At 66.6% G+C, this 24044-nt stretch carries 22 protein-coding genes, 1 tRNA gene and 2 pseudogenes; 16 read left to right on the top strand and 9 right to left on the bottom strand.

All coding sequences use genetic code 11. The features are described from left to right. Positions 1-67 precede the first annotated feature (67 nt). From IQ220_RS06880 to IQ220_RS06870, 3 genes and pseudogenes are all read left to right on the top strand, one after another. Positions 68-1030 carry a CHAD domain-containing protein gene (locus IQ220_RS06880; protein ID WP_193913905.1) on the top strand — a complete coding sequence of 321 codons (963 nt, stop codon included), beginning with the start codon at positions 68-70 and terminating at the stop codon, positions 1028-1030. Between the two features lie 135 nt (positions 1031-1165). Beyond that, positions 1166-2631, top strand: a pseudogene (locus IQ220_RS06875) (iron uptake porin). Positions 2632-2823: 192 nt separating this feature from the next. Beyond that, positions 2824-3398, top strand: a pseudogene (locus IQ220_RS06870) (ferritin). Between the two features lie 23 nt (positions 3399-3421). Here the strand turns inward: IQ220_RS06870 and IQ220_RS06865 are convergent. The 3 genes from IQ220_RS06865 to IQ220_RS06855 form a co-directional block, all read right to left on the bottom strand. Then, a complete protein-coding gene (locus IQ220_RS06865; RefSeq protein ID WP_193913903.1) occupies positions 3422-3700 on the bottom strand; it encodes a hypothetical protein in 279 nt (92 codons plus the stop codon). A 106-nt stretch (positions 3701-3806) separates the two neighbouring features. Next, positions 3807-5060 carry an organoarsenical effux MFS transporter ArsJ gene (gene arsJ, locus IQ220_RS06860; protein WP_193913901.1) on the bottom strand — a complete coding sequence of 418 codons (1254 nt, stop codon included), beginning with the start codon at positions 5058-5060 and terminating at the stop codon, positions 3807-3809. After that, on the bottom strand, positions 5060-6085 hold the full coding sequence (locus IQ220_RS06855) for an ArsJ-associated glyceraldehyde-3-phosphate dehydrogenase (RefSeq protein ID WP_193913899.1): 1026 nt from the start codon (positions 6083-6085) through the stop codon (positions 5060-5062). The genes arsJ and IQ220_RS06855 overlap by 1 nt, the downstream gene beginning before the upstream one ends. A 121-nt stretch (positions 6086-6206) precedes the next feature. Between IQ220_RS06855 and arsB the strand changes: the two genes are divergently transcribed. The 10 genes from arsB to IQ220_RS06810 all read left to right on the top strand — a co-directional run bounded on the left by arsB (position 6207) and on the right by IQ220_RS06810 (position 14250). After that, complete coding sequence (gene arsB / locus IQ220_RS06850; protein WP_193913898.1) at positions 6207-7232, top strand: ACR3 family arsenite efflux transporter; 1026 nt, start codon at positions 6207-6209, stop codon at positions 7230-7232. 62 nt (positions 7233-7294) lie between these two features. After that, the gene (gene gltS, locus IQ220_RS06845; RefSeq protein ID WP_193913896.1) at positions 7295-8506 is read left to right on the top strand and encodes a sodium/glutamate symporter; all 1212 of its coding nucleotides are present in this window, start codon (positions 7295-7297) and stop codon (positions 8504-8506) included. Positions 8507-8523: 17 nt separating this feature from the next. After that, complete coding sequence (locus tag IQ220_RS06840; protein WP_193913894.1) at positions 8524-9957, top strand: flavin monoamine oxidase family protein; 1434 nt, start codon at positions 8524-8526, stop codon at positions 9955-9957. Positions 9958-10030: 73 nt separating this feature from the next. Next, positions 10031-10825 carry a substrate-binding domain-containing protein gene (locus tag IQ220_RS06835; protein ID WP_193913892.1) on the top strand — a complete coding sequence of 265 codons (795 nt, stop codon included), beginning with the start codon at positions 10031-10033 and terminating at the stop codon, positions 10823-10825. Further along, on the top strand, positions 10822-11073 hold the full coding sequence (locus tag IQ220_RS06830) for a hypothetical protein (RefSeq protein ID WP_193913890.1): 252 nt from the start codon (positions 10822-10824) through the stop codon (positions 11071-11073). Before IQ220_RS06835 ends, IQ220_RS06830 begins: the two co-directional genes overlap by 4 nt. Before the next feature lie 89 nt (positions 11074-11162). Continuing rightward, the gene (locus IQ220_RS16490; RefSeq protein WP_370566361.1) at positions 11163-11312 is read left to right on the top strand and encodes a hypothetical protein; all 150 of its coding nucleotides are present in this window, start codon (positions 11163-11165) and stop codon (positions 11310-11312) included. Beyond that, on the top strand, positions 11309-11551 hold the full coding sequence (locus tag IQ220_RS06825; protein WP_370566360.1) for an ArsR/SmtB family transcription factor: 243 nt from the start codon (positions 11309-11311) through the stop codon (positions 11549-11551). Before IQ220_RS16490 ends, IQ220_RS06825 begins: the two co-directional genes overlap by 4 nt. 134 nt (positions 11552-11685) lie before the next feature. Continuing rightward, positions 11686-12321 carry a Crp/Fnr family transcriptional regulator gene (locus tag IQ220_RS06820; RefSeq protein WP_186696807.1) on the top strand — a complete coding sequence of 212 codons (636 nt, stop codon included), beginning with the start codon at positions 11686-11688 and terminating at the stop codon, positions 12319-12321. An 86-nt stretch (positions 12322-12407) separates the two neighbouring features. Continuing rightward, entirely contained in the window at positions 12408-13100 is a 693-nt protein-coding gene (locus tag IQ220_RS06815; protein WP_193914186.1) for a response regulator transcription factor, read from the top strand. Then, complete coding sequence (locus IQ220_RS06810; RefSeq protein ID WP_228008960.1) at positions 13093-14250, top strand: cell wall metabolism sensor histidine kinase WalK; 1158 nt, start codon at positions 13093-13095, stop codon at positions 14248-14250. The genes IQ220_RS06815 and IQ220_RS06810 overlap by 8 nt, the downstream gene beginning before the upstream one ends. Here IQ220_RS06810 and IQ220_RS06805 read toward each other — a convergent pair. Beyond that, positions 14237-15157: a phycobilisome rod-core linker polypeptide gene (locus IQ220_RS06805; protein WP_186696808.1), complete on the bottom strand. Its 921-nt coding sequence runs from the start codon at positions 15155-15157 to the stop codon at positions 14237-14239. The genes IQ220_RS06810 and IQ220_RS06805 overlap by 14 nt on opposite strands. A gap of 284 nt (positions 15158-15441) precedes the next feature. Between IQ220_RS06805 and IQ220_RS06800 the strand changes: the two genes are divergently transcribed. Further along, positions 15442-15711, top strand: a complete 270-nt coding sequence (locus tag IQ220_RS06800) for a hypothetical protein (protein WP_193913888.1) — start codon at positions 15442-15444, stop codon at positions 15709-15711. Here the strand turns inward: IQ220_RS06800 and IQ220_RS06795 are convergent. Next, on the bottom strand, positions 15701-17338 hold the full coding sequence (locus IQ220_RS06795; RefSeq protein WP_193913886.1) for a peptide chain release factor 3: 1638 nt from the start codon (positions 17336-17338) through the stop codon (positions 15701-15703). The genes IQ220_RS06800 and IQ220_RS06795 overlap by 11 nt on opposite strands. A gap of 209 nt (positions 17339-17547) precedes the next feature. Here IQ220_RS06795 and nrdJ point away from each other — a divergent pair, with 209 nt between their 5' ends. After that, complete coding sequence (nrdJ, locus tag IQ220_RS06790; protein WP_193914182.1) at positions 17548-19878, top strand: ribonucleoside-triphosphate reductase, adenosylcobalamin-dependent; 2331 nt, start codon at positions 17548-17550, stop codon at positions 19876-19878. Between the two features lie 74 nt (positions 19879-19952). Continuing rightward, positions 19953-20037 (top strand) — tRNA-Ser (locus IQ220_RS06785). A 319-nt stretch (positions 20038-20356) separates the two neighbouring features. Here IQ220_RS06785 and IQ220_RS06780 read toward each other — a convergent pair. From IQ220_RS06780 to IQ220_RS06765, 4 genes are all read right to left on the bottom strand, one after another. Then, positions 20357-20680, bottom strand: coding sequence for a type II toxin-antitoxin system HicB family antitoxin (locus IQ220_RS06780; protein WP_228008959.1), 324 nt, complete (start codon positions 20678-20680; stop codon positions 20357-20359). 5 nt (positions 20681-20685) lie between these two features. Beyond that, on the bottom strand, positions 20686-20940 hold the full coding sequence (locus IQ220_RS06775) for a type II toxin-antitoxin system HicA family toxin (protein WP_193913882.1): 255 nt from the start codon (positions 20938-20940) through the stop codon (positions 20686-20688). 1088 nt (positions 20941-22028) lie between these two features. After that, complete coding sequence (locus IQ220_RS06770; protein ID WP_193913880.1) at positions 22029-23666, bottom strand: alpha-amylase; 1638 nt, start codon at positions 23664-23666, stop codon at positions 22029-22031. Between the two features lie 8 nt (positions 23667-23674). Further along, a complete protein-coding gene (locus IQ220_RS06765) occupies positions 23675-24028 on the bottom strand; it encodes a hypothetical protein (RefSeq protein WP_228008958.1) in 354 nt (117 codons plus the stop codon). Positions 24029-24044: the final 16 nt, after the last annotated feature.

Below are 24044 nucleotides of genomic sequence, written 5' to 3'. Positions count from 1 at the left end.
GGCCAGTCTCGCTGTGGTTTGGGCTGCGCGGGTGCAGCATGGAGACAGCCCTCCGGCCCTCCCCTGCATGGGTGAATCTGGCCCCGATCCGATCAGTGCGGGCCGCCATGCCCAGCGCCTGTTGCAGCGGCACAGCCAGCGCCTGATCACCCTGGGCGGAGCGGTGCTGCTCGACCGCGACCCCGAGCCCCTGCACCAGATGCGGGTGACCCTGCGGCGGCTGAGCACCGTGCTGCACCAGTTCGGCCCGGCCCTTGAGCTGCCCGAGGCCGTCAGCCCCAGGCGCCTGGCCAAGACCGTGCGGCGGCTCGGCCAGGCCAGGGATCTCGATGTGCTGATCGAGCGACTGGAGCAGCAGCTGCTGCCCGCCCTGCCCAAGGCTGAGGCCCGCCAGCTGAAGCCGGTGCTGAAGCACCTGCGACGCCGCCGCCGCCACAGCCATGGGCACCTTCACGGCGTGCTGCGTGGCGACGGCTACCGCGCCACGGTGAGAGCCCTGGAGGCCTGGCTGGCTGCTCCGCAGCTCACGCCCCTGGGGCAAGAACCCCTGGCCGACTGGCTGCTCGAATGGCACTGGCCCTGGATCGGCAGCCTGCTGCTGCATCCGGCCTGGAGGCTGCAGACGCCTGAGGGCCGTGGCAACGTGCGCCAGCTCCACGACCTGCGCAAGGGGATCAAGGAGGCCCGCTACCGGCTGGAGAACCTGGAGGGCCTGGCCGTGCCGGGTGTGGGCATGGGTGTGGGCGGGGCAGTGAAGCAGCTCAAACAGGGCCAGGAGTCGCTGGGCGAACTCCACGATCTGGCGGTGCTGCGCTCCGAGATCTCGGCCGTGTTGCACAAGGGCGCCGCCGGGACTCACCTGGGTGCCCACCTGGCTCAGCTGGAGCTGACCCTGCGCGATCAGGAGCGCCAGGCCTGGCAGAGCTGGCGGCTCACGGCGGCAGCGCTCACGGCCCTACCGGGCGCAGAGCCTGGTGACCAGCCTGCTGGCAGCTCCTCAGGCAGACGAAACCAGCGCAAAAGGTGCTGATGCACACCTCAGACCCGCTTGAAAGTATCCCAGAGCACAGTCAGACACGCTCCACAACACTTCAACAACGCTGCAGAGGCCATTACGTTCCAGCGGACGTCTTTCTGACGTCGTCGTATCGGTGTGAGGACCCCGATGAAACCTTTTCAGAAACTTCTGCTGGCCACGGCCGGCACAGGGCTTCTGGCACCCCTTGGTGTCAGCGCCTCCGAGCTCAACATGGGGGCGGTGAACCACTACGCCTCTGAAGAGCAGGTCACCAGCATCTCCCAGTTCTCGGATGTGCAACCCACGGACTGGGCCTACCAGGCTCTCTCCAACCTGATCGAGCGCTACGGCTGCGTCGCCGGCTATCCCGACGGCACCTACCGCGGCCAGCGGGCCATGACCCGTTTTGAAGCCGCCGCGCTGCTGAACGCCTGCCTTGACCGCGTCACCGAAGTGACCGACGAGCTCAAGCGCCTGATGGCCGAGTTCGAGAAGGAGCTCGCCGTGCTCAAGGGCCGCGTGGACGGCCTCGAGGCCAAGGTGGGCGAGCTGGAGGCCACCCAGTTCTCCACCACCACCAAGCTCAAGGGTGAAGCCAGCTTCATTCTGGGCGGCGCCCCTGATTTCGAGCTTGCCGGCGAAACAGACCCCAACAACACCACCTTCAACTACGACCTGCGGCTGGTGTTCGACACCAGCTTCACCGGCAAGGATCTGCTGCGCACCCGCCTGCGGGCTGGCAACTTCGAGTCGCTTCCCTTCGGCAGCAGCTCGCAGATCTTCAAGCTCGACAAGGCTGAGGGCACCGACGACTCGGTGATCATCGACCGTCTCTTCTACCGTTTCCCCGTCGGCGATTCCTTCAACTTCACGGTGGGCGCCCTGGTGCGCAACACCGAGATGGTGGCCTTCATCCCGAGCGCTACAAGTCCAGCATCCTGGACTACTTCGGCTTGGCTGGTGCCTCAGGCACCTACAACAAGGCCACCGGTGCTGGCGCCGGCTTCAGCTGGAGGCAGCAGGTTGAAAAAGGCCGCCCCTATGCCACCTTCTCCGCCAACTACGTGTCCAGCGATGGCTTCGCTGATTCCACCGTTGGCGCCTTCAATGAAGAGGGCGGCATCAATGCCCTGGCACAACTGGGCGTGAAGGGCAGCAACTGGGGCGCTGCTGTGGCCTATCGCTATGGCTCAGAAAACTCCAGGATCCGCGTACCCAACTTCAGCGGCACCGTGGAAGCAGGCGAAAGCACCAACAGTGTGGCCGTCAATGCCTACTGGCAGCCGATTGACTCGGGCTGGATTCCCTCGATCAGCCTCGGCTACGGCTTCAACGATGGCAGCGGTGGCTTCCCCGACTCCCAGTCGTGGATGGCTGGCCTGCAATGGGATGACGCCTTCATCAAGGGTAACAAGGCGGGCTTTGCGGTGGGCATGCCCCCCTTTGAGGATGGTGATGACAGCGACGAAGCCTGGCTCTATGAGATCTTCTACAAGTTCCAGGTGACCGACAACATCTCCATCACCCCGTCACTGTTCTATGGCACCAACGTGCGCTCCAACGACGGCAACGATGCCTGGGGCGGCGTGATTCAGACCACGTTCAAGTTCTGACCTCGCGTCAGAGCAGTCCAAGGCGGCCCATTCCACACCTCACGTCCAAGCCCCCGTCAGGGGGCTTTTTGCTGGCGGATTCATGGCAGTGCTTCGGGCGCCGGCCTCGGCGCACTCCTGAACACCCGGACAGTAGAAAGCCTCTGTAGATTAAGAAAATCGAAAGCACGCCACCGGCGGACCCAACCCTCCATGACCCTGTCCACCGACCTCTCGGCCCGTTCTGTCGCCACCGGTCCTGCCGGCAGGGCGATGGCCCAGCCCATGGACAGCACCCTGCTGGAGGGGCTGCTGGAGCACCTCAGCATGGAGCGGCGGGCCAGCACGGCCTACTTCGCCTTGGCGCTGTGGTTCGCCGAGCGGGAGCTGCGCGGCTTTGCCGCCTACCTGCACGCCGAGGCCGCCACCGAGCAGGCCCATGCCGCCCAGCTGGCCGAGTATCTGATTGCCCGGGGCCAGACCGTGCTGCTGCAGGAGATTCCCGCCCCACGGCAGATCTGGACCAGCCCTGAAGAGCCTTCACGGCGATCTTCGAGATGGAAACCGACGTGACCACCTCGCTGCAGCAGCTCTACGCCATGGCCGAGCGGGCCGGCGATGTGCGCACCACGGTGGTTCTCGATCCGATGGTGCAACAGCAGATCAATGCCGAAGATGAGGCGGCCCACCTGCTGGGCCGGGTGCGTTTCGCCCGCAACGAACCAGCGCCCCTGCTGATCCTCGATGCTCAGCTGGCTGAGGACGCCGCCAAGGCCACTGCCGCCTGAGCCTGTGGTGAGTGAGCCGCTGCTCAGGCCACCGGGATCGGCCGGCTGCTGAGCTCCACCAGCAGCTCCAGGGCGAGGGAGTGGCCCCGGCCCTGACGCTGCCAGGCCCTGGCCACCTCCAACAGTTCCTGGCGCCGGCGCAGCACCTGGAGCGATTCGGCGCCGAGGCGATCCCTCAGGGAGCGATCACAGCAGCGCTCCAGGGCCTGGGCCAGCTGGATGGCGCGGCCCCGCAGGGTCTGGGCCTCGCGGCAGAGGCTGCCGAACAGGGATTCGGAGGTGGAGAAGAGGGGGGCGTTCAACGCAGTCATGGCGACCAGGCCCCAATGGCCTGTGGCGATGACGCTAGCGAGTCGAGGCGCTTCTTTGCAAGAGATTCTCAATAGCATGTATTGAGCATCGGGGGCGTCAGGACGCCGCCGTCTGCAGCGCCCTCGGCGAGGGCAGGCGCAGGCTCACCAAGGCGGCAAGACCCACCAACAGCGCGGAACACCAGAGGCAGGCCTGCAGGCCCCCCTGCAGGAACAGCCAGCCTGAGAGCAGGGTGCCCAGCAGGCGCCCCGCCGCATTGGCCATGTAATAGAAGCCCACGTTGAGGCTCACCGACTCAGCATCGGTGTAGGCCAGCACCATGTAGCTGTGGATGGAGGAATTCATGGCGAACACCACCCCGAATACGGCCAGGCCCACCACCACCGTGAGTGCGGGGTTGCCTACCTCGCGCCAGAGCGTGATCGCCATCAGGGCGGGGATGGCGGTGAGCAGGGCGGCCCAGAACTGCACGGCACTCGGGCCAGGCGGGCTGGTCTGCCCCCAGGCGCGGCGCAGGCTCGGCACCGCCCCCTGCACGATGCCGTAGCCGATCACCCACAGGCCCATGAAGCCGCCCACTTCCCAGAAGCGCCAACCCAGGGTGGTCTGCAGAAACACCGGCAGGGCCACCACGAACCACACGTCGCGGGCGCCGAACAGAAAGAAGCGCGCCAGCGAGAGCACGTTGATGCCCTCGCTCTTGGAGAACAGGGCCTTGAAGGCGGGCTTGGTCTTCATCCTGCCGATGTCCCGCGGCAGCAGCAGGGTGACCAGAAAAGCCAGGGCCAGCCAGGCCGCCATCACGATCACGGCCTTGTTGAACCCCACCGCGTAGAGCAGCAGGCCTCCCACGAAGAAGCCCAGGCCCTTGAGGCCATTCTTGGCGCCGGTGAGGATGGCCACCCAGCGGAACAGCTGCTGCTCGCCCCTGGCGTGATCGTCCGGGGTTTCCGGCACCACCACCCGGATGGCGCTCTTGGCGCTCATCTTCTCCAGATCCTTGGCGATGCCGCTGATCGCCTGGGCCACCATCACCCAGACCACCGAGAGCCCCTTGGGCCAGGTGTCAGCCACCGGCACCAGCAGCAGCAGGGCGCCGATCTGAAGCAGCGTGCCGATCCAGAGGGTGAGCTTCAGGCCGAAGCGGGCCCCCAGCCAGCCGCCGTAGAGGTTGGTGAGAATCCCGAAGAACTCATAGAAGATGAACAGGAAGGCGATCTCCAGGGTGGTGTAACCCAGCTGCAGAAAGTGGAACACCACGAGCATGCGCAGCGCCCCATCGGTCACCGTGAACGCCCAGTTGTTGGCGGTGATGATCCCGTACTGCTGCAGAGGGGAGAGGGCGCGCATCACTTGTCCTCCAGGCTGGCCACGTGGCAGGCCAGGTCGGCCATGCGGCAGCTGTAGCCCCACTCGTTGTCGTACCAGGCGAACACCTTGAGCTGGCTGCCGTTCACCACCAGGGTGGAGAGGGCATCCACGATCGAACTGCGGCTGTCGTTGAGGTAATCCACCGACACCAGCGGCCGGGTTTCGTAGCCGAGGATCCCCTTGAGCGGGCCCTTGGCCGCCGCCTCGAAGGCGCCGTTCACCTCCTCCACCGTGACGCTGCGCTCCAGCTCGAACACCGCATCGGTGAGCGAGGCGTTGAGCAGGGGCACGCGCACGGCGTGGCCGTTGAGCTTGCCCTGCAGCTCAGGGAAGATCAGGCCGATCGCCCGGGCCGAGCCGGTGGTGGTGGGGATCAGGCTCTGCAGGCAGGAGCGGGAGCGGCGCAGGTCGCTCTTGAAGCCGTCGATCACCACCTGGGTGTTGGTCACGTTGTGCAGGGTGGTGATCGAGCCGTGGCGGATGCCGAAGCTCTCGTGCACCACCTTCACCACCGGCGCCAGGCAGTTGGTGGTGCAGGAGGCGGCGGTGATCACCCGGTGGCGGGCGGGGTCGTAGAGGCTGTGGTTGATGCCGTACACGATGTTCAGCACCTCCTCCCCCGCCACGGCCCCCTTCACCGGGCAGGCCACGATCACCCGCTCCACGCCCAGCGCGGCGATGTAGGGCGCCAGCGTTTCCGGCGTTTTGATCTTGCCGCTGCACTCCAGCACCAGCTCCACCCCGGCCTGCCGCCAGGGCACGGCGGCCGGATCACTCGCCTGCGAGTAGCCGATCGCCTGCGATTCCACCTGAAGGCCGTCGTGGCTGGCACCGACGGCGTGGGTCCAGCGGCCGTGCACCGAATCGAATTCCAGCAGGTGGGCGGCGGCGTGGGCATCGCCGGCCCGCTCGTTGATGTGAACCAGCTCGATGCCGGGCCGGCCCCACAGGGCGCGAAACGCCAGCCGGCCGATGCGGCCGAAACCGTTGATGCCGATGCGCACAGTGAACGAGCGGGTTGCCGTATCCTCACATCAACAGGAGTTGATGGGTCTTATGGGCAGGTTAAGGGGGGTGCGCTGCGCTCCTGGGGCGGCGGCGCCGCTCATCCCTGCTGCACCGGCGATGGGCAGCTTCGAACGTTGGCTGAGTCTCTGGGTGGCCCTGGCCATCGCCGCCGGCATGGTGCTGGGGCAGTGGTTCCCCGGACTGTTCACCCTGCTGGGGGGCTTGGCGGTGGCCCAGATCAACCTGGTGATCGCGGCCCTGATCTGGCTGATGATCTACCCGATGATGCTGGCGGTGGACTTCGGTGCCGTGCGCCGCGTGGGCCGCAACCCGCAGCCGCTGCTGGTGACGGTGGGGATCAACTGGCTCGTGAAGCCCTTCACCATGGCGCTGCTGGCCTGGGTGTTCATCCGCGGCCTCTATGCCGCCTGGATCCCGCCCGAACTGGGTGATGAACTGATCGCCGGCATGATCCTGCTGGGGGTCGCCCCCTGCACGGCGATGGTGTTCGTCTGGAGCCAGCTCTGCCGCGGCAACGCCACGTACACCCTGGTGCAGGTGGCGGTGAACGATCTGATCATGGTGGTGGCCTTCGCCCCCACCGCCGCCCTGCTTCTGGGCGTGAGCCAGGTGGTGGTGCCGTGGGACACCCTGCAGCTCTCGGTGGGGCTGTTCGTGGTGATCCCGCTGGCGGCCGGCTGGCTCACCCGGCACTTCATGGACAGCGAGCGGGCGATCGAGCACCTGGAGCAACGGCTCAAGCCCTGGGCGATCGTTGGCCTTCTGGGCACGGTGGCGCTGTTGTTCGGCTTCCAGGCCGGCACCATCGCGGCGAAGCCGGGCCTGATCGTGCTGGTGGCGATACCCCTGATCCTCCAGACCCTGCTGATCTTCCTGCTCGCTGCTCTGGGGATGCGGGCCTGCCGGCAGCGGCACGACGTGGCCGCCCCCGGGGCCCTGATCGGCGCATCCAACTTCTTCGAGCTGGCGGTGGCGGTGGCCATCAGCCTCTTCGGCGTGCGCTCCGGCGCAGCCCTGGCCACCGTGGTGGGGGTGTTGGTGGAGGTGCCGGTGATGCTGGCCCTTGTGGCCATCGCCAACCGCAGCGCCTGGCTCTTCCCTTACCGCAGCCCAGAGGGCTGAGCCAGCAGGGCTGGAGTAAGCCCGGTCCCTAGGCTGCCGCCGCCCTGATCCAGCGCCCGCCCATGCAGCTCGCCGGTTTCGCCACGTTCAATGTGGCCATCATGGTGCTGGCTGCGGGCAAGCTGCTCACCCGCCGGCTGCGCCTGCTCAGCGAGTTCAGCATCCCCGAGCCGGTGAGCAGCGGCCTGCTGGTGTGCCTGCTGCTGGCCCTGCTGCAGCGGCTCACGGGCGTGGAGGTGGGCTTCGACCTGGCCACCCGTGATTTCCTGCTGCTCTATTTCTTTGCCGGCATCGGCCTCAATGCCGATGTGCGGGTGCTGCTGGCCGGGGGCCGGCCGCTGGCCATCCTGGTGGCGCTCACCATGCTGTTCCTGGTGGCGCAGAACCTCACCGGCATCACGGTGGCCTCCCTGCTCGGCCTGGATCCGGTGATCGGTCTGCTGGCGGGTTCCACGTCCCTGGTGGGGGGCCATGGCACCGCCATCGCCTGGGCACCGCGCTTCGCTGAGCAGCACGGCATCGCCAACGCCCTTGAAATCGGCGCGGCCTGCGCCACCTTCGGCCTGGTGCTCTCCTCTCTGATGGGCGGACCGATCGCCCGCTTCCTGATCCGGCGCCACCGGCTCTCCACCCCGGCTGGCGCAGCGGCCACCCCGGCAGCATCCTCCAGCGGTCGGCCCCCCACTGCCGGCCAGGCGGCCCCGGTGACCAGCTTCAGCCTGCTGGCCACGCTGTTCTGGCTGAACGTGAGCCTGGCTCTGGGCGAGCTTCTGGAGGAGGGCTTCGCCGCCCTGGAGATCAAGTTGCCCCTGTTCGTGTGCTGCCTGTTCGCGGCGATCGTGATCACCAACACCGTGCCGCGGCTGCTGCCGATCCCCTGGCCCGCCCAGTCGCCGTCCCTCGCCCTGGTGTCGGAGGTGTCGCTGGGGATCTTCCTGGCCATGTCGCTGATGAGCCTGCAGCTCTGGACCCTGGCCGGCCTGGGCGGGCCCCTGCTGGTGATCCTGGCGGTGCAGTTCGCCGTGGCGGTTCTGTTTGCCGCCCTGCTCGTGTTTCCCGCCATGGGCCGCGACTACGAGGCGGCGGTGGTGTGCGCCGGCTTCGGGGGCTTCTCCCTTGGTGCCACCCCCACCGCCATGGCCAACATGGCCGCGGTGGCTGGGCTCTACGGGTCAGCGGAACGGGCCTTTCTGGTGGTGCCCCTGGTGTCGGGCTTCTTCATCGACATCAGCAACTCCCTGGTGATCCAGGGTTTTCTGCAGCGCATGGGCTGAGCTGGGAGGCTGGGCAGATGGTGTCAGCTCGCCAAGGGCGTCAGAGCCCGATCCTCGCGGACCCCGTGGATGTGGTGGTGGTGGGGGCCGGCCTGTCGGGCCTGGTGGCGGCCCGCTGGCTGCAACAGGCCGCCTGCTCGGTGCGCTTGATCGAGGCGGCTGAGCAGCCCGGTGGCCGCATGCGGGGAGCGTGGCTGCCGCTCGCTGGCGGAGCTGAGGGCCCCGGCCGCAGGCCCTGGATCGACCTCGGCGGCCAGTGGGTGGGCCCCAGCCAGACCCGCATGCTGGCCCTGCTGGAGCGCCACCGCATCCGCCGCTTCGCGTCGCCCCACAGCGGCGACACCGTGCTGGTGTTCGGAGAGCAACGCTGCCGCTTCAGCGGTTTCTTCCAGGGCTTCCCCGAGGGCCAGCCCCCCGCCGTGCCCGAGGCCGACTGGGCCGATGCGATGGCGGCCCTGGAGCAGTTCCAGGCCCTGGTGGCCCAGCTGCCCGAGGGTCACCCGCACCACCATCCCGCCGCAGCGGCGCTGGATCGCCTCAGCTTCCAGGACTGGATCGACGCCCACACCCACACCCCGTTTGCCGCCTGGTACTTCGCCTATTTCTGCCGGGCCGTGGGCTTTCTCGGCCCGACCGAGCCGGAGCAGGTGTCGCTGCTGCACGTGCTCTGGGGTCAGCGCACCGCCCCCCAGGGCGAGCACCCCGAGGAGTGGCTTCTGCATGGGGGAGCGGGCCAGCTGCCGGCTCTGCTGGCGGCCGAACTGGGGGAGAGCCTGCTGCAGCTGGGCGAGCCGGTGCGCGGCGTGGAGCAGGAGGGGCCTCACCGCGTGGTGGTGCGCACGGACCGGGCCCACTACCCCTGCCGCGCCGTGATCGTGGCCATGCCGCCGGCGATGGCGAACCGGCTCCAGTTCACTCCGGAGCTGCCCGGCGACCGGAAGCAACTCCAGGCCGAGATGGCGATGGGAGCCTGCGCCAAGGTGCTGGTGGCCTATGCCAGCCCCTGGTGGCGTGAGCAGGGGCTGGCGGGGATCGCCATCGGTGATCGCCCCACGGTGGAGCTCTGCGCCGACAGTTCCGACCCTGAGAGCGGCTCCGGGGTGCTGGCCGCCTTCGTGGCGGGCCACCGCTACCACCGCTGGGCCGCCTTGGCGGAGGCAGAACGGCGCCGGGCGGTGCTGGCGGATCTGGCGGCCTACCTGGGCCCCCAGGCCCGCGCGCCCCTGGCCTACCGCGAAAAGGACTGGCCGACGGAGCCCCACGTGGGCGGCGCCTACGCCGGCTGGATGCCACCCGGCCTGTGGACGTCCTGCGGCGACGCCCTGCGCCGGCCCCATGGGCGGGTGTTCTGGGCCGGCACCGAGGTGGCTGAGCGCTGGCCGGGCTTCTTCGAAGGGGCGGTGCGCAGCGGCGAGGAGGCGGCCGCCGCAGTGCTGGTGGAGCTCTGTTGAGCAGCACCATTCCTTAACCAGCAAGTCTGGTTGATTCACCAAGCTGGAACGGTCCGGGTTCTCCCCTGCTCCCATGACCACCCACCAACGTGGTGCGCTCACCCTGGCCACACCCCTGGCCCTGGCCGCCCTGCTGGCTGGCTGCGGCCAGGCGCCAACGCCGCAGGCCGGCCCCATTCGCATCACCGGCTCCAGCACGGTGTTTCCGATCCTGAAGCTGGCCGTGGCCGGCTACGGGGCCACGGCACGGGGCCGCGACGTGACGGTGGAGCTCAGCGAAGTGGGCACCAGCGCCGGCCTGCGGGCCTTCTGCGCGGGGGAGGCCCCGATCGCCAACGCCTCCCGCCCGATCAGCACCAAGGAGCTCCAGGCCTGCGCCGCCAAGGGGATCACCTTCATCGAGCTGCCCCTGGCCTTCGATGCCATCAGCGTGGTGGTGAGCGGCGGCAACGACTGGGCCTCCTCGATCAGCACCCAGGAACTGTCCCGCACCTGGTCGGCGCCGGCCCAGGGCACGGTGAAGGCCTGGAATCAGGTGAACAGTGACTGGCCCGAGCGTCCTCTGCGCCTCTGCAGCCCTGGCAAGGATTCGGGCACCTTCGACTACTTCAACGAGGCGATCAACGGCAACAAGGCCAACAGCCGCACCGACGTGGAGACCAGCGAGGACGACAACGTGATCGTGGCCTGTGTGGCGGATGACCCCAACGCCATGGGCTACCTGGCTTTGGCTACTACAAGGCCAATGCCGAGCAGCTCAAGGCCCTCGCGGTTGACGCGGCCGCTGGCAGGGCTGTCGCCCCCTCGCTGCAGGCGGTCCAGGACGGCAGCTACCAGCCGCTGTCGCGACCGCTGTTCATCTACGTGAACGACCAGGAGATGCGCGCCAACGACGCGATCCGCAGCTTCGTGGGGTTCACGGTGGGCAATGGGCTCCGCTTTGTGGAGGAAGCGGGCTCCATCCCCCTGCCGCCGGACACCTACCGACTGGTGGAATCGAAGCTCTACCGCCACATTCTCGGCACCTCCTTCGGCGGTGACCTGCCGGTGGGCCTGCCGATTGCCGAAGCCCTGCAGCGCAGCTTCGATGACACCCGCAAACCGGAGTACCGCTGAGCAAGCTTCCAGGCCCCCCGAACAGGCCACAGGCCAGGGAATTCTGATCGTCTGTCACGGGCCCCAGCTCGACCCCTGAGAATGGCCCGATGACCCTGACCAGCCCCCCTGTTGCGCGGCCCGTCGACACCGCTTCGAGCCTGGCTGACAGCGCTGCGGGCAGCTCAGCGGACAGCCTCGACAACGCCCAGGCCCGTCAGCTGCTCAAGCGCTCGGGGATCCCCTGCGGCTGCAGGTGATCGAGGCCCTCGCGGGCGGCGAGCGCTGCGTCTGCGATCTCACCGTGGACCTGGGCCTGGCCCAGTCGAAGCTCTCCTTTCACCTGCGGGTGCTCAAGGAGGCTGGCCTGCTGGAGGGGCGCGAGCAGGGCCGCTGGATCTACTACCGCCTGCAGCCTGAGGCGATCACCGCCCTGCAGCAGTGGCTGGGCCGGCTCAATGCCCAGTGCCAGCGGCCCGCCAGCCCCTGTTGCGACTGAGCCCCCGCCAGCGGCCCGTTGCCGGTGGCCACAGGCGTGCAGTGCTAACCAACTCTTAAACGGCTGACCATCGGGCCTTGACCGAGGGGCGGCTTGCCCCCCATAGGGTTTTGGCACCCTTCGGCCGCAGCCCCATGGTGTTCACGCCTTCCCAAGCTGCTGAGCATCGCGACAGCTTCAGGGAGCTGCTGGAGGCCAGCTTTGAGAAACGCAGCCTGGTGCATCTGCCGGCCGGCAGCCCGATTCCCCTGCTGCGGCGCAACCTCTGGGTGGTGGTGCGCGGCATGGTGAAGCTCGGCGCCATCTCCTACCAGGGCGATGCCCTGCTGCTGGGGCTGGCCGGGCCCAATGAGCCCTTCGGCGATCCCCTCAGCAACCAGCCCGCCTACGAGGCCACCACGCTGGTGGCTAGCGACCTGCTCTGCCTCAGCTGCGATGAGATCCACGCCTCTCCCCATCTGGCCATCGGCATCCTGCAGGGCATGGCGTCGCGCTACCGCCAGAGCGAGGCGATGCTGGCCCTGCTCGGCCTGCGCCGCATCGAAGACCGGGTGAAGGGCTTTCTGGAGCTGCTGGCTGAGGAATACGGCCAGCCCTGCGACCGCGGCCTGCGGCTGCCGCTGCGGCTCACCCACCAGGACCTGGCCAGCGCCCTGAGCACCACCCGGGTGACGATCACCCGGCTGCTGGGCCAGCTGCGCGCCGAGGGCTGGCTCGATCTCGATCTCGAACGCCACCTGGTGATCAGCCACCAACCCCTGCGCCGATGAGCCGCCCGGGATCGGTCCTGCGGCCGGTCAACAGCTTCTGGGATCTGGAGGGCGGCGGTCAGAATGGAGGCGGTCAGAATGGCGGCATGAGCGCCCGCCTGCTGGTCGTCGAAGACGATGAAACCATCCGCGACACCCTGCAGGAGGCCCTGCAGCTGGAGGGCTTTGCCGTGACGGCCTGCGGCAATGGCCGCGATGCCCTCAACCTGCTGCAGCGCAGTACGGAGGAGAACGCCTACGGCCTGGTGGTGCTCGACCTGATGCTGCCGGGCCTGGGCGGCCTCGATGTCTGCCGCGCCCTGCGGGCAGCCGACATCCTCACGCCGATCCTGGTGGTGAGCGCCCGCGACACGGAGACCGACCGGGTGCTGGGCCTGGAGGTGGGGGCCGACGACTACCTGGTGAAACCCTTCGGCATGCGCGAGCTGGTGGCGCGCTGCCGGGCCCTGCTGCGCCGCACCACCAGCCAGGCCAACCAGGCCAAGGTGCTCGAGCATGCCAACCTCAGGCTCTACCAGGAGGAGTGCCGCGTCACCCGCGACGGCCTGCCCGTGAACCTCTCGCCCAAGGAATACCGGCTGCTGGAGCTGTTCATGCAGCATCCGCGCCGGGTCTGGAGCCGCGACAAGCTGCTGGAGCAGGTGTGGGGTGTGGACTACTTCGGCGACAGCAAGACCGTGGACGTGCACATCCGCTGGCTGCGCGAAAAGCTGGAGGCGGAGCCCTCGTCTCCCGCCCACCTGATCACGGTGCGGGGCTTCGGGTATCGCTTTGGCTGACAGCAGTCGCGGCGGCTGGCCAGGCGCAGGCCGCCCCTGGTGGCGCCGGGGGGCGGCGGCCCTGCCGGAGCCGAGCAGCCGCCAGCTGCTGAGCTGGATCGACCAGGCAGCGATGGGCTGGGTGCTGCTCGATGGCGACGATCGGATCTGCCATATCAGCCCCCGGGCCGAGCGCGTGCTGCTGGCGGAGCTGGAGGGCGGCACGGCGGTGGGAAGTGCAGCCGCCAGAGCAGCAGGGGTGCGGTTGCTGGGCACACCCCTGGCCCGGATCTGCAACGATCCCACCCTGCTGAGCTCCATTGGCCTGGCGCGTCGCCAGGAGCGCGCCCAGCGCCTGGAGTGGCGCTATGGCCTCCTGGACTACGACCTGGCCGTGGTGCCGGGCCGCGACGGCTGGCTGGCGCTGCAGCTGCAGAGCCGGCGGTCGCTGGAGGCCCAGCTCGATCAACAGGAGCGCTGGGTGAGCGATGTGGCCCATGAGCTGAAAACGCCGCTCACCGCCCTGCTGCTGGTGGGGGACAGCCTCGCCGCCCAGGTGACCGATGGCAACGCCCGGCTGGTGGAGCGGCTGCAGCGGGAACTGCGGCGCCTGCAGGACATGGTGGTGAATCTGCTGGAGCTCTCCCGCCTGGAGAACGCCATGCCCGGCCAGGGCCTCAGCTTTGAGGTGGTGGAGCTGGAGGGGCTGATGGAGCAGGTGTGGCAGAACCTGCGCCCCGTGGCCGAACAACGGGGCGTGAGCCTGGCGCTGCAGGCGAGTGGGCCGCCCGAGCAGCTGCGGATCCAGGCTGATCAGGCACGTCTGCACCGGGCCCTGCTCAACCTGCTCGACAATGCGCTGCGCTACAGCCCCAGTGGCGGCGTGGTGGAGGCAAGAATCGGCAGCCGCGGCGGCTGGTGTCAGCTGAGCATCCGCGACCAGGGGCCGGGGCTGAGCGAGGACGACCTCAACCACATGTTCGAGCGCTTCTACCGGGGTGACAGCTCCCGGGTGCGCCAGGAGCGCACCGGCAGCGGCCTGGGGCTGGCGATCGTGCAGCAGATCGCGGCCACCCACGGGGGCAGGGTGCAGGCGCGCAACCACGGCGATGGTGGCGCCCTGCTGGAACTGATCCTGCCCCAGGAGCCCGCCGGGCTCAGCGCACGCTGACCTCCACCACCCGGCCACCGAGCCGGTTGACCCGCTGCAGCGCCTGGTTCATGCGGGTGTAGGGCACGCGGATCACCGTTTCAGCGGTGCGGGAGTAGGCGTTGTTGGCCACGCCGGTCACCACCAGGGTGACCAGACGGCCGCTGCTGCCATCGGTGCCCCGGGCTCCGGCCATCACCGGCAGGCCGCTGATGCGATCGGTGCGCTCGCTGTTGTAGACGGCCATCGGTGCTTCGCCGTCGCCGCCGTAGGCGCCTGAGCCCACCGAGGAGCGGAAGTAGGAGGGGCCGGAGCTGGGCGGATTCACCGGCACGGGGCGGTTGCGGTGCACCACGCGGTTGAGGCGCGACTGCACGCCGCTGCTGTCGCCCTTCACCGAGGCGGCCGCACCGCGGGCCAACTGGAACACCCAGGAGAACTGGCGCCCCTGCTGGCCAACGGAGTAATCCCAGCCGTGGATGTAGGGAACCACATCCTGTCCGAAACGGCCCTGATACTCGTCGCTGTCGATGTAGGAATCGATTTCAGCGTCGTAACCGTGCTCCTGGAGGATGGTGAAGTGATCGAGCATCTCCTGGGCGGTGTTGGGGGCACGGCCGAGCAGATGCTTGTGATTCAGCTCAATGAAGCGGTAGGGGTTGCAGTTCTCGAAGAACTTCTCCTTGTAGAGGCCACTCTTGGCCACCAGGCGCACGAATTCGCGCACGCTGAGATCACCGTTGCGGAACAGGGATTCGAGCCCATTGAGCCGCTCGCTCTTCATGATGTACTGATTACCCAGCACCTGCTGATACACCGCACGCACGATTGTCTTGCGGTCGTCTTCTGTGGCGTGGGCCCAGTTTTCCTTGTTGCGAGCGCCAGCGAAGCGTTCAATCCCCAGTGCGGGGGCTTTGACCAGTGCCATGGGCGGGGAGGCGTAGGGCGAGGATCGGGAAGGGAGAAAGCAGCATGCCGAAGCAGGCGCTGGCACGACGCTAAGCCGATCCCGCGGGCCTGTGATCAAGATTCATTGAACGTTGAGAAGGCATGAAGAGCTGTAACGAAGCCATGGCCTGGAGGGCCTGCCCTGTGGCAGCCACACGCGATCGCTAAAGTAAAAACAGACACCAAAGGTTGATCGGCGGAGACCGATCCAGGAGGTTCACTGTGCTGCATTTCTGGGCTCCTGAGATTGATCCCGCCCACCCGATGGCGTGCACCCAACCGGAGCGCTACGCCATCCGCCGGCTGGAAGACGGCCTGTTTCTGGCCGTGCAGGGCACGGACCAGCAGGTGGCGCTGGTGGCGGAGCCGGGCGAGGCCTATCTGTTTCACACCCACGAGGCCGCTCTGCGGGCCGCCCTGCAGCTCAACAGCTCCGGGCGTGGTCCGGTGGATGTGGTGAAGATCGAGTGGGAACCCACGCCGGGAGGCGTCGCATCCGCTGGGGTGGCGGAGCCAGCCAGCCTCAGAGGCTGATCGGCTCGACGCCGCTCACCACCGGCGCCACCACCGCCAGTTCGAGGTCGGGGTGGTCGTCCTGGAGCTGGCGCAGATTCCAGGCGTTCTTGAACAGCAGCACCGGCCGATCCCAGGCATCGCGCACGGTCTTGCAGTTGAAGATGCGGCCCACGGCGTCGAGGGCGTCCCAGCCGCCGCACACCCAGCGGGCCACGCTGAAGCCCATGGGCTCCAGACGGGTCTGCACGCCGTATTCGTGCTCGAGCCGATACTGCACCACCTCCAGCTGCAGCTGACCCACCGCCGCCAGGATCGGGTCACGTTTGCTCTGGTCGGTGTCGTAGAGGATCTGCACGGCCCCCTCCTCGCGCAGTTCATTCACCCCCTTGCGGAAGCTCTTGAAGGCGGAGGGGTTGGGGTTGCGCAGCCAGGAAAAGATCTCCGGGGAGAAACAGGGAATGCCCTCGTATTCCACCTTGGCGCCCAGGTAGAGGGTGTCGCCGATGGCGAACATGCCGGGGTTGTTGAGGCCGATCACATCGCCGGGGAAGGCATCGTCCACCACTTCGCGGTCCTGGCCGAACAGCTTCTGGGGCCGCGACAGGCGGATCGCCTTGCCGGTGCGGGCGTGCTGCACGGTCATGTCCTTCTCGAAGCGGCCGCTGCACACCCGCACGAAGGCCACCCGATCGCGGTGGCGGGGGTCCATGTTGGCCTGCAGCTTGAACACGAAGCCGCTGAACCCGGGCGCCACCGGATCCACCGCCCCGCCACGGCTCTGGCGCGGCACCGGCTTCTGGGCCAGCTCCAGGAAGGCATCGAGGAAGGGGCGCACGCCGAAGTTGGTCATCGCCGAGCCGAAGAACACCGGGCTGAGCTCGCCGGCCTGCACCAGGGCCAGATCCAGCTCGGCGCCGGCGCCATCGAGCAGCTCCAGTTCCTCCAGGGCGGTGGCCAGCAGGTCGGGCTCCACCAGATCCGCCAGCTCAGCACTGCCTGCCAGCAGCCGCTTCTCGGTGGCCTGACGGCCCCGCTCGGCCCGCTCGAACAGGATCACGTCGCGGCTGCGGCGATCGATCACGCCGCGGAAGCGGTCGCCACTGCCGATCGGCCAGTTCACCGGCCAGCAGGTGAGGCCCAGCTCGCTCTCGATCTCATCGATCAGCTCCAGGGGCTCACGCCCTGGCCGGTCCATCTTGTTGATGAAGGTGAAGATCGGCACCCGCCGCAGCCGGCACACCTCAAAGAGCTTGCGCGTCTGGGGCTCGAGCCCCTTGGCGGCGTCTTCCAGCATCACCGCGTTGTCGGCAGCGGCCAGGGTGCGGTAGGTGTCTTCCGAGAAGTCCTGGTGGCCGGGGGTGTCCAGCAGGTTCACCGTGGTGCCGGCGTAGTCGAACTGCAGCACGGTGGAGGTGATCGAGATGCCGCGCTGCTTTTCGAGGTCCATCCAGTCGGAGGTCACCTTGCGCTGCTCCCCCTTGGCCTTCACGGCGCCGGCCTGCTGGATGGCACCGCCATAGAGCAGCAATTTCTCGGTGAGGGTGGTCTTGCCGGCGTCGGGGTGGGAAATGATCGCGAAGTTGCGGCGCCGCTCCACGGCCTCCGCCAGGGATTCGAGATCGATGCCGACGGGGCTGCTGGTCATGGCCCCAGCCTGCCAGAGCCAAGGCGGGGCCTGGGTCCTGCCCCGCAGCGGCGCCTGGGGTCGCCCTCCTGGGGGCCACGCTGGCTGTGGTGGCAACGGCGTCTTGCAGCCACCACTGGTGGCGTTATGGTGCACGCCAACCCCCGGATCGCCCTGCCGTGACCCTCTCCGCCCAACCCCTGTCGGATGCGGCCCGCCAGGCTGCCGAACTGGGTTATGCGGCCGCCGATGCGACGCCGGCTGGCCCGCTGGCTGGCGGCGATTTCCCGGCCACGGCGCCAGCGGCGAACCCGGTGTTTTACCGCACCTATTCGCGCCGCACGCCCCAGGGCCGCGAGAGCTGGCAGCAGGTGGGCGAGCGCAACCTGGAGGGCCTGCGGCGCCTGGGCCACCTCACCGAGGCGGAAGTGCAATTGCTGCGGCGCATGCAGCAACACCAGAAGGCCCTGCCCTCCGGCCGCTGGCTGTGGATCGGCGGCACACCCTGGATCGAGCAGAGCGAAAACTTCTCCGGCTCCTACAACTGCACCTCCACCAACCTGGTGGACTGGCAGGCCTTCGCTCTGATGATGGACCTGGCGATGATGGGCTGCGGCACCGGCGCCATCATCGAGCCGCACCTGATCAGCCGCCTGCCGGTGCTGCGCAACCGGCTGGTGCTGGGCAGCGTCACCGACATCGGCTCCACCCCGGCGGGCCAGCGCCAGGAGCACACCAGCCACACGATTGAGGCGAACAGGGTTCACATCAAGGTGGGCGACACCCGCCGCGGCTGGGTGGACAGCTACCAGCTGCTGCTGGAGCTCAGCAGTGATGAGCGCTTCTGTCAGCACGGCGCCGCGGGCGAGATCCAGGTGAGCGTGGACCTCTCCGATGTGCGCCCCGTGGGCGAAACCCTCAAGGGCTTCGGGGGGATGGCCAACCCGGTGAAGCTGAAGGACCTCTACGGCCGTGTGGCCCAGATCCTCAACCGCGCCAACGGCCGCCAGCTCACCTCGGTGGAGTGCTGCCTGCTGATCGATGAGGCGGCCGTGACGATCGTGGCCGGCAACATCCGCCGCAGCGCCGGCATGCGCCAGTTCGCCGCAGGCGACACCGCCGCCTCCACCGCCAAGGACAACCTCTGGCAGCAGGACAGCGAGGGCAACTGGCGCATCGATCCGGAGCGCGATTCGCTGCGCATGGCCAACCACACCCGCGTGTTCCACACCAAGCCCAGCCGCGATGTGGTGCTGGAGGCCGTGACCAAACAGTTCCAGAGCGGCGAGGGCGCGATCCAGTTCGCCCCCGAGGCGATCGCCCGCTCCAATGCCGATCTGCTGCCCACGCCTGAGCTGCGCCAGGAGTTCATCGCCCTCTACTGCGAGCAGGGCCGCGAGCAGGCCGGCGCCTGGCTGCAACAGCACCACCCCGGCATCGAGGCCGATGAGCTGGAGCACCGCCTCGGCCGCTACGGCCTCAACCCCTGCGGCGAGATCCTCGGCGCCGACTTCCACTGCAACCTGGCCGAGATCCATCTCAACCAGATCCACCCCACCGATTTCCAGGCCCAGGAAGACGCCTTCCGCGCCGGCGCCATCTCGGTGGCCTGCCTGCTCAACCACCGCTTCGAGGTGGAGCGCTACCGCCAGAGCCGCGCCTGGGATCCGATCGTGGGGGTGAGCTTCACGGGGCTGTTCGACTTCTTCGTGCATGCCTTCGGCACCCCCTGGCTGCGCTGGTGGGAAGCGGGCCGCCCCGACAGCGAGGAGGGCCGCACCTTCCGCGCCCAGGAGGCCGATTACCTGGCCCGCTGGAAGCGGATCGTGAATGAGGCGGTGTGGGAATACTGCGACCGCCACGGCCTGCGCCGCCCCAACCGCTGCACCACGGTGCAACCGGCCGGCACCAAGAGCCTGCTCACCGGCGCCTCCCCCGGCTGGCATCCGCCCAAAGCGCAGCGCTTCATCCGCCGCATCACCTTCCGCAAGAACGATCCGGTGGCCCTGGCGTGCCTCGATTACGGCTACGCCATCGTGCCCTCCCAGAGCGATAAGGACGAGCAGGGCCGCCTGCTGGATGATCCCTTCGACCCCCGCTGCACGGAGTGGCTGGTGGAGATCCCCACCGAAGTGAGCTGGGCAAACATCCCCGGTGCCGATGCGGTGGAGATCAACAACTTCTCGGCCCTGGCCCAGTTCGACTTCTACATGCAGGTGCAGCAGCACTACACGGCCCACAACACCTCCGCCACGGTGGAGTTCCGCGAGAACGAGATCGAGCCGCTGGCCGAGGCCATCCACCGGGCGATCGAGGGCGGCCAGGGCTACATCTCAGCCGCCCTGCTGGCCCGCTTCGATGCCAACGCCACCTTCCCAAGGTTGCCGTTTGAGCCAATCGACCTGGCCACCTACGAACGCCTGAACAGCGAGGTGGCCGCCCGCCGCCGCACCGCCGACTTCTTCGAGGCCCTGCAGCGCTACGACGGCGGCGAACTGCAGGAGGCCGGCCCCGCCGGCTGCGACTCGGACAAGTGCCTGCTGCCCCTGACCAAGCCCTGAGGCAGCCCCCGCGGGCTGGGCCTGGCAGGGGTCCCGTGGGAAGATGGTGGCTCCCGGTCTACGGGCCGGGGATGGGAGAGGTGGTCGAGTGGTTGATGGCTCCGGTCTTGAAAACCGGCGAAGGGAAACCTTCCGCGGGTTCGAATCCCGCCCTCTCCGTTGAAATGGTTTCAACCTATTCCAAGACAGTTGAAATTCCTATGGCCAGGAAGGGGGCGGTTCAGGGCTTCACTTGTTCGGGTCTGCGGAAAACAAAATTGGGAAGCTACCTGATGCCTTTCAGGCCGCTTGATGGAGGTGTTTGAGCATGGCTTGGTCTCCCCTTCTGATTATCATTGGCCGTACATAAATGGAATCGAGTTACAAGAGTTCAGCTGCATGGCAACGACAATGAGGTTAGCGGCGTGTAGAAGCACTTTGAGGCCAAAAAAGCTGCGATCGCCAGCACGTCCGCTACAGTGAAACGTTGGCCGTTCCTCTATGCGGTGACACTTCTCTGGAGTGCTTCCTGAGCGAGCAAATTAAGACTCTTCCCCTGCGCCTCCGCAGTCATCGCCAACTTCTCATGTAGTTCAGGCGGAATCCGAAGATTGAACTTACCTGAATAGTGTCTGCGGGGCTCGATTCCTTGCTCCTTGCAGACCTCAAGAAAGACGTCCAATGACTTTTTGAATTCTCGGCGAAGCTGCTCAGGACTGGACCCATAAAAGTCCGCTCCTCCAGAAAGCCCAAGAATTTCCCCGCGAAACTGATCCGTTTCCTCATCGTAGTCAATTTTGGCGTGGTAGCCATCCACAGTCATGAGATTCATGGTGTCACTCCGTGTTCTTCAAACCATTTGCGGATCGAAGCAACGGCACCCTTGTCTGTATCAGGCGATGGGTGGGGTCTGTGGAAGACCCTGACTTCGCCAAACAGAACGACCGCGACTCGGCTGCCCGCCCTCTCACTGACATCCCCACCAAGCTCCTGAAACAGGGCCTCGATGTCCCTCCACGGCAAGCTGCCGCTTACGGGACGAGAGAAGATCAGCTCAAGGGTGCGCTGGTGCTTCCGCTTCATTACAGCATGGTACTGCTTCTCGGTACCAGACGTGGCTTCCGGTCAACGGCTTGCTGGATACGGATAACGCTCAAGATCAGCGGCGGCATATATCCTTATGCGTAGATTTGGCATCCCTTGCCCCGCCCGCTGGATCTTGATGTTAGACATCACTAGCTACTAGCCTAACCAACAACTCTCCCAAAGCACTGGCGTCGTAGTACATGCTAGATGTGGAAATATCGCCAATGATTACCCCAGTAGAGATTGCCGAACGAACAAGGCCGGCGTAGGAAAGGGCTTGCGCGACATCATTGTCTATTTGTCTGGGATTTCTAGTGTCAGCGTAAAAGCCAATCAGATCAGGGAGGTGCTGGATAGGCAATCGATCAATCGCCGAGGACAGTGACCGGAACTGTCGGCTATCAATCTCACCAAGTACAAATGCTCGGAACGCCTTTCCGACCAATTCAGGTTTCTCCATGTCATCAAGGCGGTCCAAGAGAAGCAGAAGAGCCTCTCCTTGGCGTTGACGCTCAGACCGATCTCGCAATGTTTCACAGTATCTCTGCCTATCCTTCAAAGGAATTGACTGGATTGATCGTAAAAACAGCCCAAGCTTCTTCGCAAGTAATAGGTTGCGAATACCGCCCGCAGCTCGTATGACTCCAATCATTGAGCCAAGAACTGGGACATCCCTTAGAAACCCATCCTGCAGTAGCTGATCAATCCCTGCCTCAGCCAAGTTTGCAAAAGCGTCACAATTCTGGGGCGTGGCAATTAGCTGAAGAATATTTTCCTCAGTCGACTCTTCCTGTTGATTCATGAGTGGTTTCTGAATTTCTAACTAATCCTTGGATGGTTCCGTGAACCACAGCCGCAGGGCCTCCCCCTTCAGATAACCACCCCCAGCAGTCCTCGCCCGCTTCTGGAAATCCCTGGCTCAGCATAGGATTTGAGCATTGCTTCACCAAGCTTAAATGTGGTTCAAGGGTCCGCAAACCACTTGTTCGATTGGCTATAGAAAGTCAACTGGTTTATGGCCCTCAGCGTGCCAGGTTGAGCAAAGGGGTACAGCTCATGGAGCAGCTCAGATCTCGTGAGGGTCTCTACTGCTGCTCCTCCCACCAACTCTCCTCCACCCACACCGACACCGAGCCTCCCTGGCAGTGCCACTCGGCCCAGCCGTGGGCGTTGGTGCTGATCACGGCGGGGTGGTGGCCGGTGAGGTCGCGGAAGCGCGTGTGGGGTTTGCCTACTTCCATCCACTTTGATCCGGCAGGGCCATCGCTCATCAGCACCGCCAGCGCCAGGGGATGGCCGGGGCTGCCGAGGCGGGTCCAGCCGATCGTGTTGAAGTGGTCGAGGTAGTCGTACTGGGGGCCATAGGCGCACTGGGTGCGGGCCAGCAGGAAACGATCGATCAGGCCGCGGTGGGAGGCCATCGACACGCTGTAGCTCTGGCCGTTCTTGCTGTCGCTGTAGGTGGCCCCGTAGTAATCGGCATGGAAAATGCAGGGATAGCCCTCATCGCGCAACAGGATGAAGGCGTAGGCCAGCGGCTTGAACCAGTCCTGCACCGGGGATTCCAGGGCCTGCAGCGGCTGGGTGTCGTGGTTGTCCACCAGGGTCACCGCCAGCAGCGGCGCTTCCTTCATCAAGGTGCCATCCCGCAGCCGGCGCATGTCGTACTGGCCGCCGCCGAGGCTGGCCTGATGGAAATTGAGATGCAACGGCGCATCGAAAAGGCTCATGGCGCCGCCGGTGTTGGCCAGATACCACTGGAGGCTGGCCAGGTCGTAGGTCCAGTACTCGCCCACCACGAACAGATCGCGCTGCACGTGCTGCTCCAGGTGGTCGACCCAGTCCACAAAGAAATCACTGGCGATGTGCTTGATCGCATCGAGGCGGAAGCCATCCACCCCAAAGCTGTCCAGCATCCAGCGACCCCAGTGCTTGAGTTCGCCGCGCACCTCGGGGTGGTTGAGGTTCAGGTCGGCGCCCATCAGGAAGTCGTAGTTGCCCTTTTCGAGGGCCACGTTGTGCTCCCGCAGCGCCCCCTTCACCTGCCACACCGCCTGGTAGTCGCGCTCGAAGCCGTTGTAGTCCACAGCGTCGAAGTGATACCAGTGCCACTGCATCTCTGAATACCGCCCGCCGCGGCCATCGAAGCGGTAGTGGGTCCAGGCGCTGATGGTGCGTTCATCGCCGAGCTTGCGGGTGCGGTCCTGCGGATCGAAGGGGGTGGCCTGGAACTCCTCTTCCGCATCGGCAAACAGCTTGTGGTTGAACACCACATCGACATACACCTGAAGGCCGTGCTCACGGCAGGCCTGCAGGGCCGCCTCGTAGTCCGCTCTGGTGCCGTACTTGGTGCGCACCGTGCCCTTCTGGTCGAATTCGCCCAGATCAAACAGGTCGTAGGTGCCGTAGCCCACGTCGTACCCACTGCCCCCCTTGGTGGCGGGCGGCAGCCACAGGGCCGTGATCCCGGCGGAGGCCAGGGCCGGGGCTTCGGCGGCGAGGCGGCCCCAGTGGCCGCCATCCGCCTCGCTGTACCAGTGGAACCACTGCATCAAGGTGCCGTTGAATTCCGTGGGCTCGGCGCTGCGGCGTGCTGCCGTGGCCGGCCCCTCCCGCTGCAGCCAGCTGCGCAGCAGGGCTGCCACCCCGGAGGCGGTGTCCTGGGCGGGGTCGCGGAACACCTCCAGGGCCTGGGTCTTGAGCTGCCGGGCGACGGGCGACATGCAGCTGCTCAGGAAGCAGGGGGTGAGGCCTGCGGCGGCGGCGTCTCGGGCCCCGGGCCGGCGGTTCGGCGCTCCAGCCGAGGGGCCTCGCCAGCCTGGACGGGCGGATGCTGGGCGCTCTGCCGATTGAGCTCCCGCTCCAGCATCTGAATGCGCATTTCGCGCAGGCAGTACTTGCAGCCGCCGGTGGTTTGCAGATGTTTTTCAGGGGTGATGCAGATCTGCTTCACCGGATGCATCGTGCAGCGAATCTTGATGGGCGACTTATAGCTTTTATAGATGATTTCGCTGTAGTCATAGCGATCGCCAAAGCGCGAACGGGCCCGCTCCAGAAATAAGTCCCGGCTGATCGGATTGCCCATGGCACAGAGATTAGGC

It is taken from the genome of Cyanobium sp. LEGE 06113, from assembly GCF_015207615.1.
Note: the sequence above shows the minus strand (reverse complement) of the source record. Positions and strands in the feature narration are given on the sequence as shown.

What these genes read in the sequence shown, in the direction of transcription:
- IQ220_RS06770 (WP_193913880.1), bottom strand. Translation starts at nt 23,666, where the DNA reads ATGTCGCCCGTCGCCCGGCAGCTCAAGACCCAGGCCCTGGAGGTGTTC.
- IQ220_RS06780 (WP_228008959.1), bottom strand. Translation starts at nt 20,680, where the DNA reads ATGACTGTGGATGGCTACCACGCCAAAATTGACTACGATGAGGAAACG.
- IQ220_RS06765 (WP_228008958.1), bottom strand. Translation starts at nt 24,028, where the DNA reads ATGGGCAATCCGATCAGCCGGGACTTATTTCTGGAGCGGGCCCGTTCG.
- IQ220_RS06805 (WP_186696808.1), bottom strand. Translation starts at nt 15,157, where the DNA reads ATGGCACTGGTCAAAGCCCCCGCACTGGGGATTGAACGCTTCGCTGGC.
- IQ220_RS06795 (WP_193913886.1), bottom strand. Translation starts at nt 17,338, where the DNA reads ATGACCAGCAGCCCCGTCGGCATCGATCTCGAATCCCTGGCGGAGGCC.
- IQ220_RS06820 (WP_186696807.1), top strand. Translation starts at nt 11,686, where the DNA reads ATGGTGTTCACGCCTTCCCAAGCTGCTGAGCATCGCGACAGCTTCAGG.
- IQ220_RS16490 (WP_370566361.1), top strand. Translation starts at nt 11,163, where the DNA reads ATGACCCTGACCAGCCCCCCTGTTGCGCGGCCCGTCGACACCGCTTCG.
- IQ220_RS06800 (WP_193913888.1), top strand. Translation starts at nt 15,442, where the DNA reads ATGGCGTGCACCCAACCGGAGCGCTACGCCATCCGCCGGCTGGAAGAC.
- gltS (WP_193913896.1), top strand. Translation starts at nt 7,295, where the DNA reads ATGCAGCTCGCCGGTTTCGCCACGTTCAATGTGGCCATCATGGTGCTG.
- arsB (WP_193913898.1), top strand. Translation starts at nt 6,207, where the DNA reads ATGGGCAGCTTCGAACGTTGGCTGAGTCTCTGGGTGGCCCTGGCCATC.
- IQ220_RS06775 (WP_193913882.1), bottom strand. Translation starts at nt 20,940, where the DNA reads ATGAAGCGGAAGCACCAGCGCACCCTTGAGCTGATCTTCTCTCGTCCC.
- arsJ (WP_193913901.1), bottom strand. Translation starts at nt 5,060, where the DNA reads ATGCGCGCCCTCTCCCCTCTGCAGCAGTACGGGATCATCACCGCCAAC.
- IQ220_RS06835 (WP_193913892.1), top strand. Translation starts at nt 10,031, where the DNA reads ATGACCACCCACCAACGTGGTGCGCTCACCCTGGCCACACCCCTGGCC.
- IQ220_RS06840 (WP_193913894.1), top strand. Translation starts at nt 8,524, where the DNA reads ATGGTGTCAGCTCGCCAAGGGCGTCAGAGCCCGATCCTCGCGGACCCC.
- IQ220_RS06880 (WP_193913905.1), top strand. Translation starts at nt 68, where the DNA reads ATGGGTGAATCTGGCCCCGATCCGATCAGTGCGGGCCGCCATGCCCAG.
- IQ220_RS06815 (WP_193914186.1), top strand. Translation starts at nt 12,408, where the DNA reads ATGAGCGCCCGCCTGCTGGTCGTCGAAGACGATGAAACCATCCGCGAC.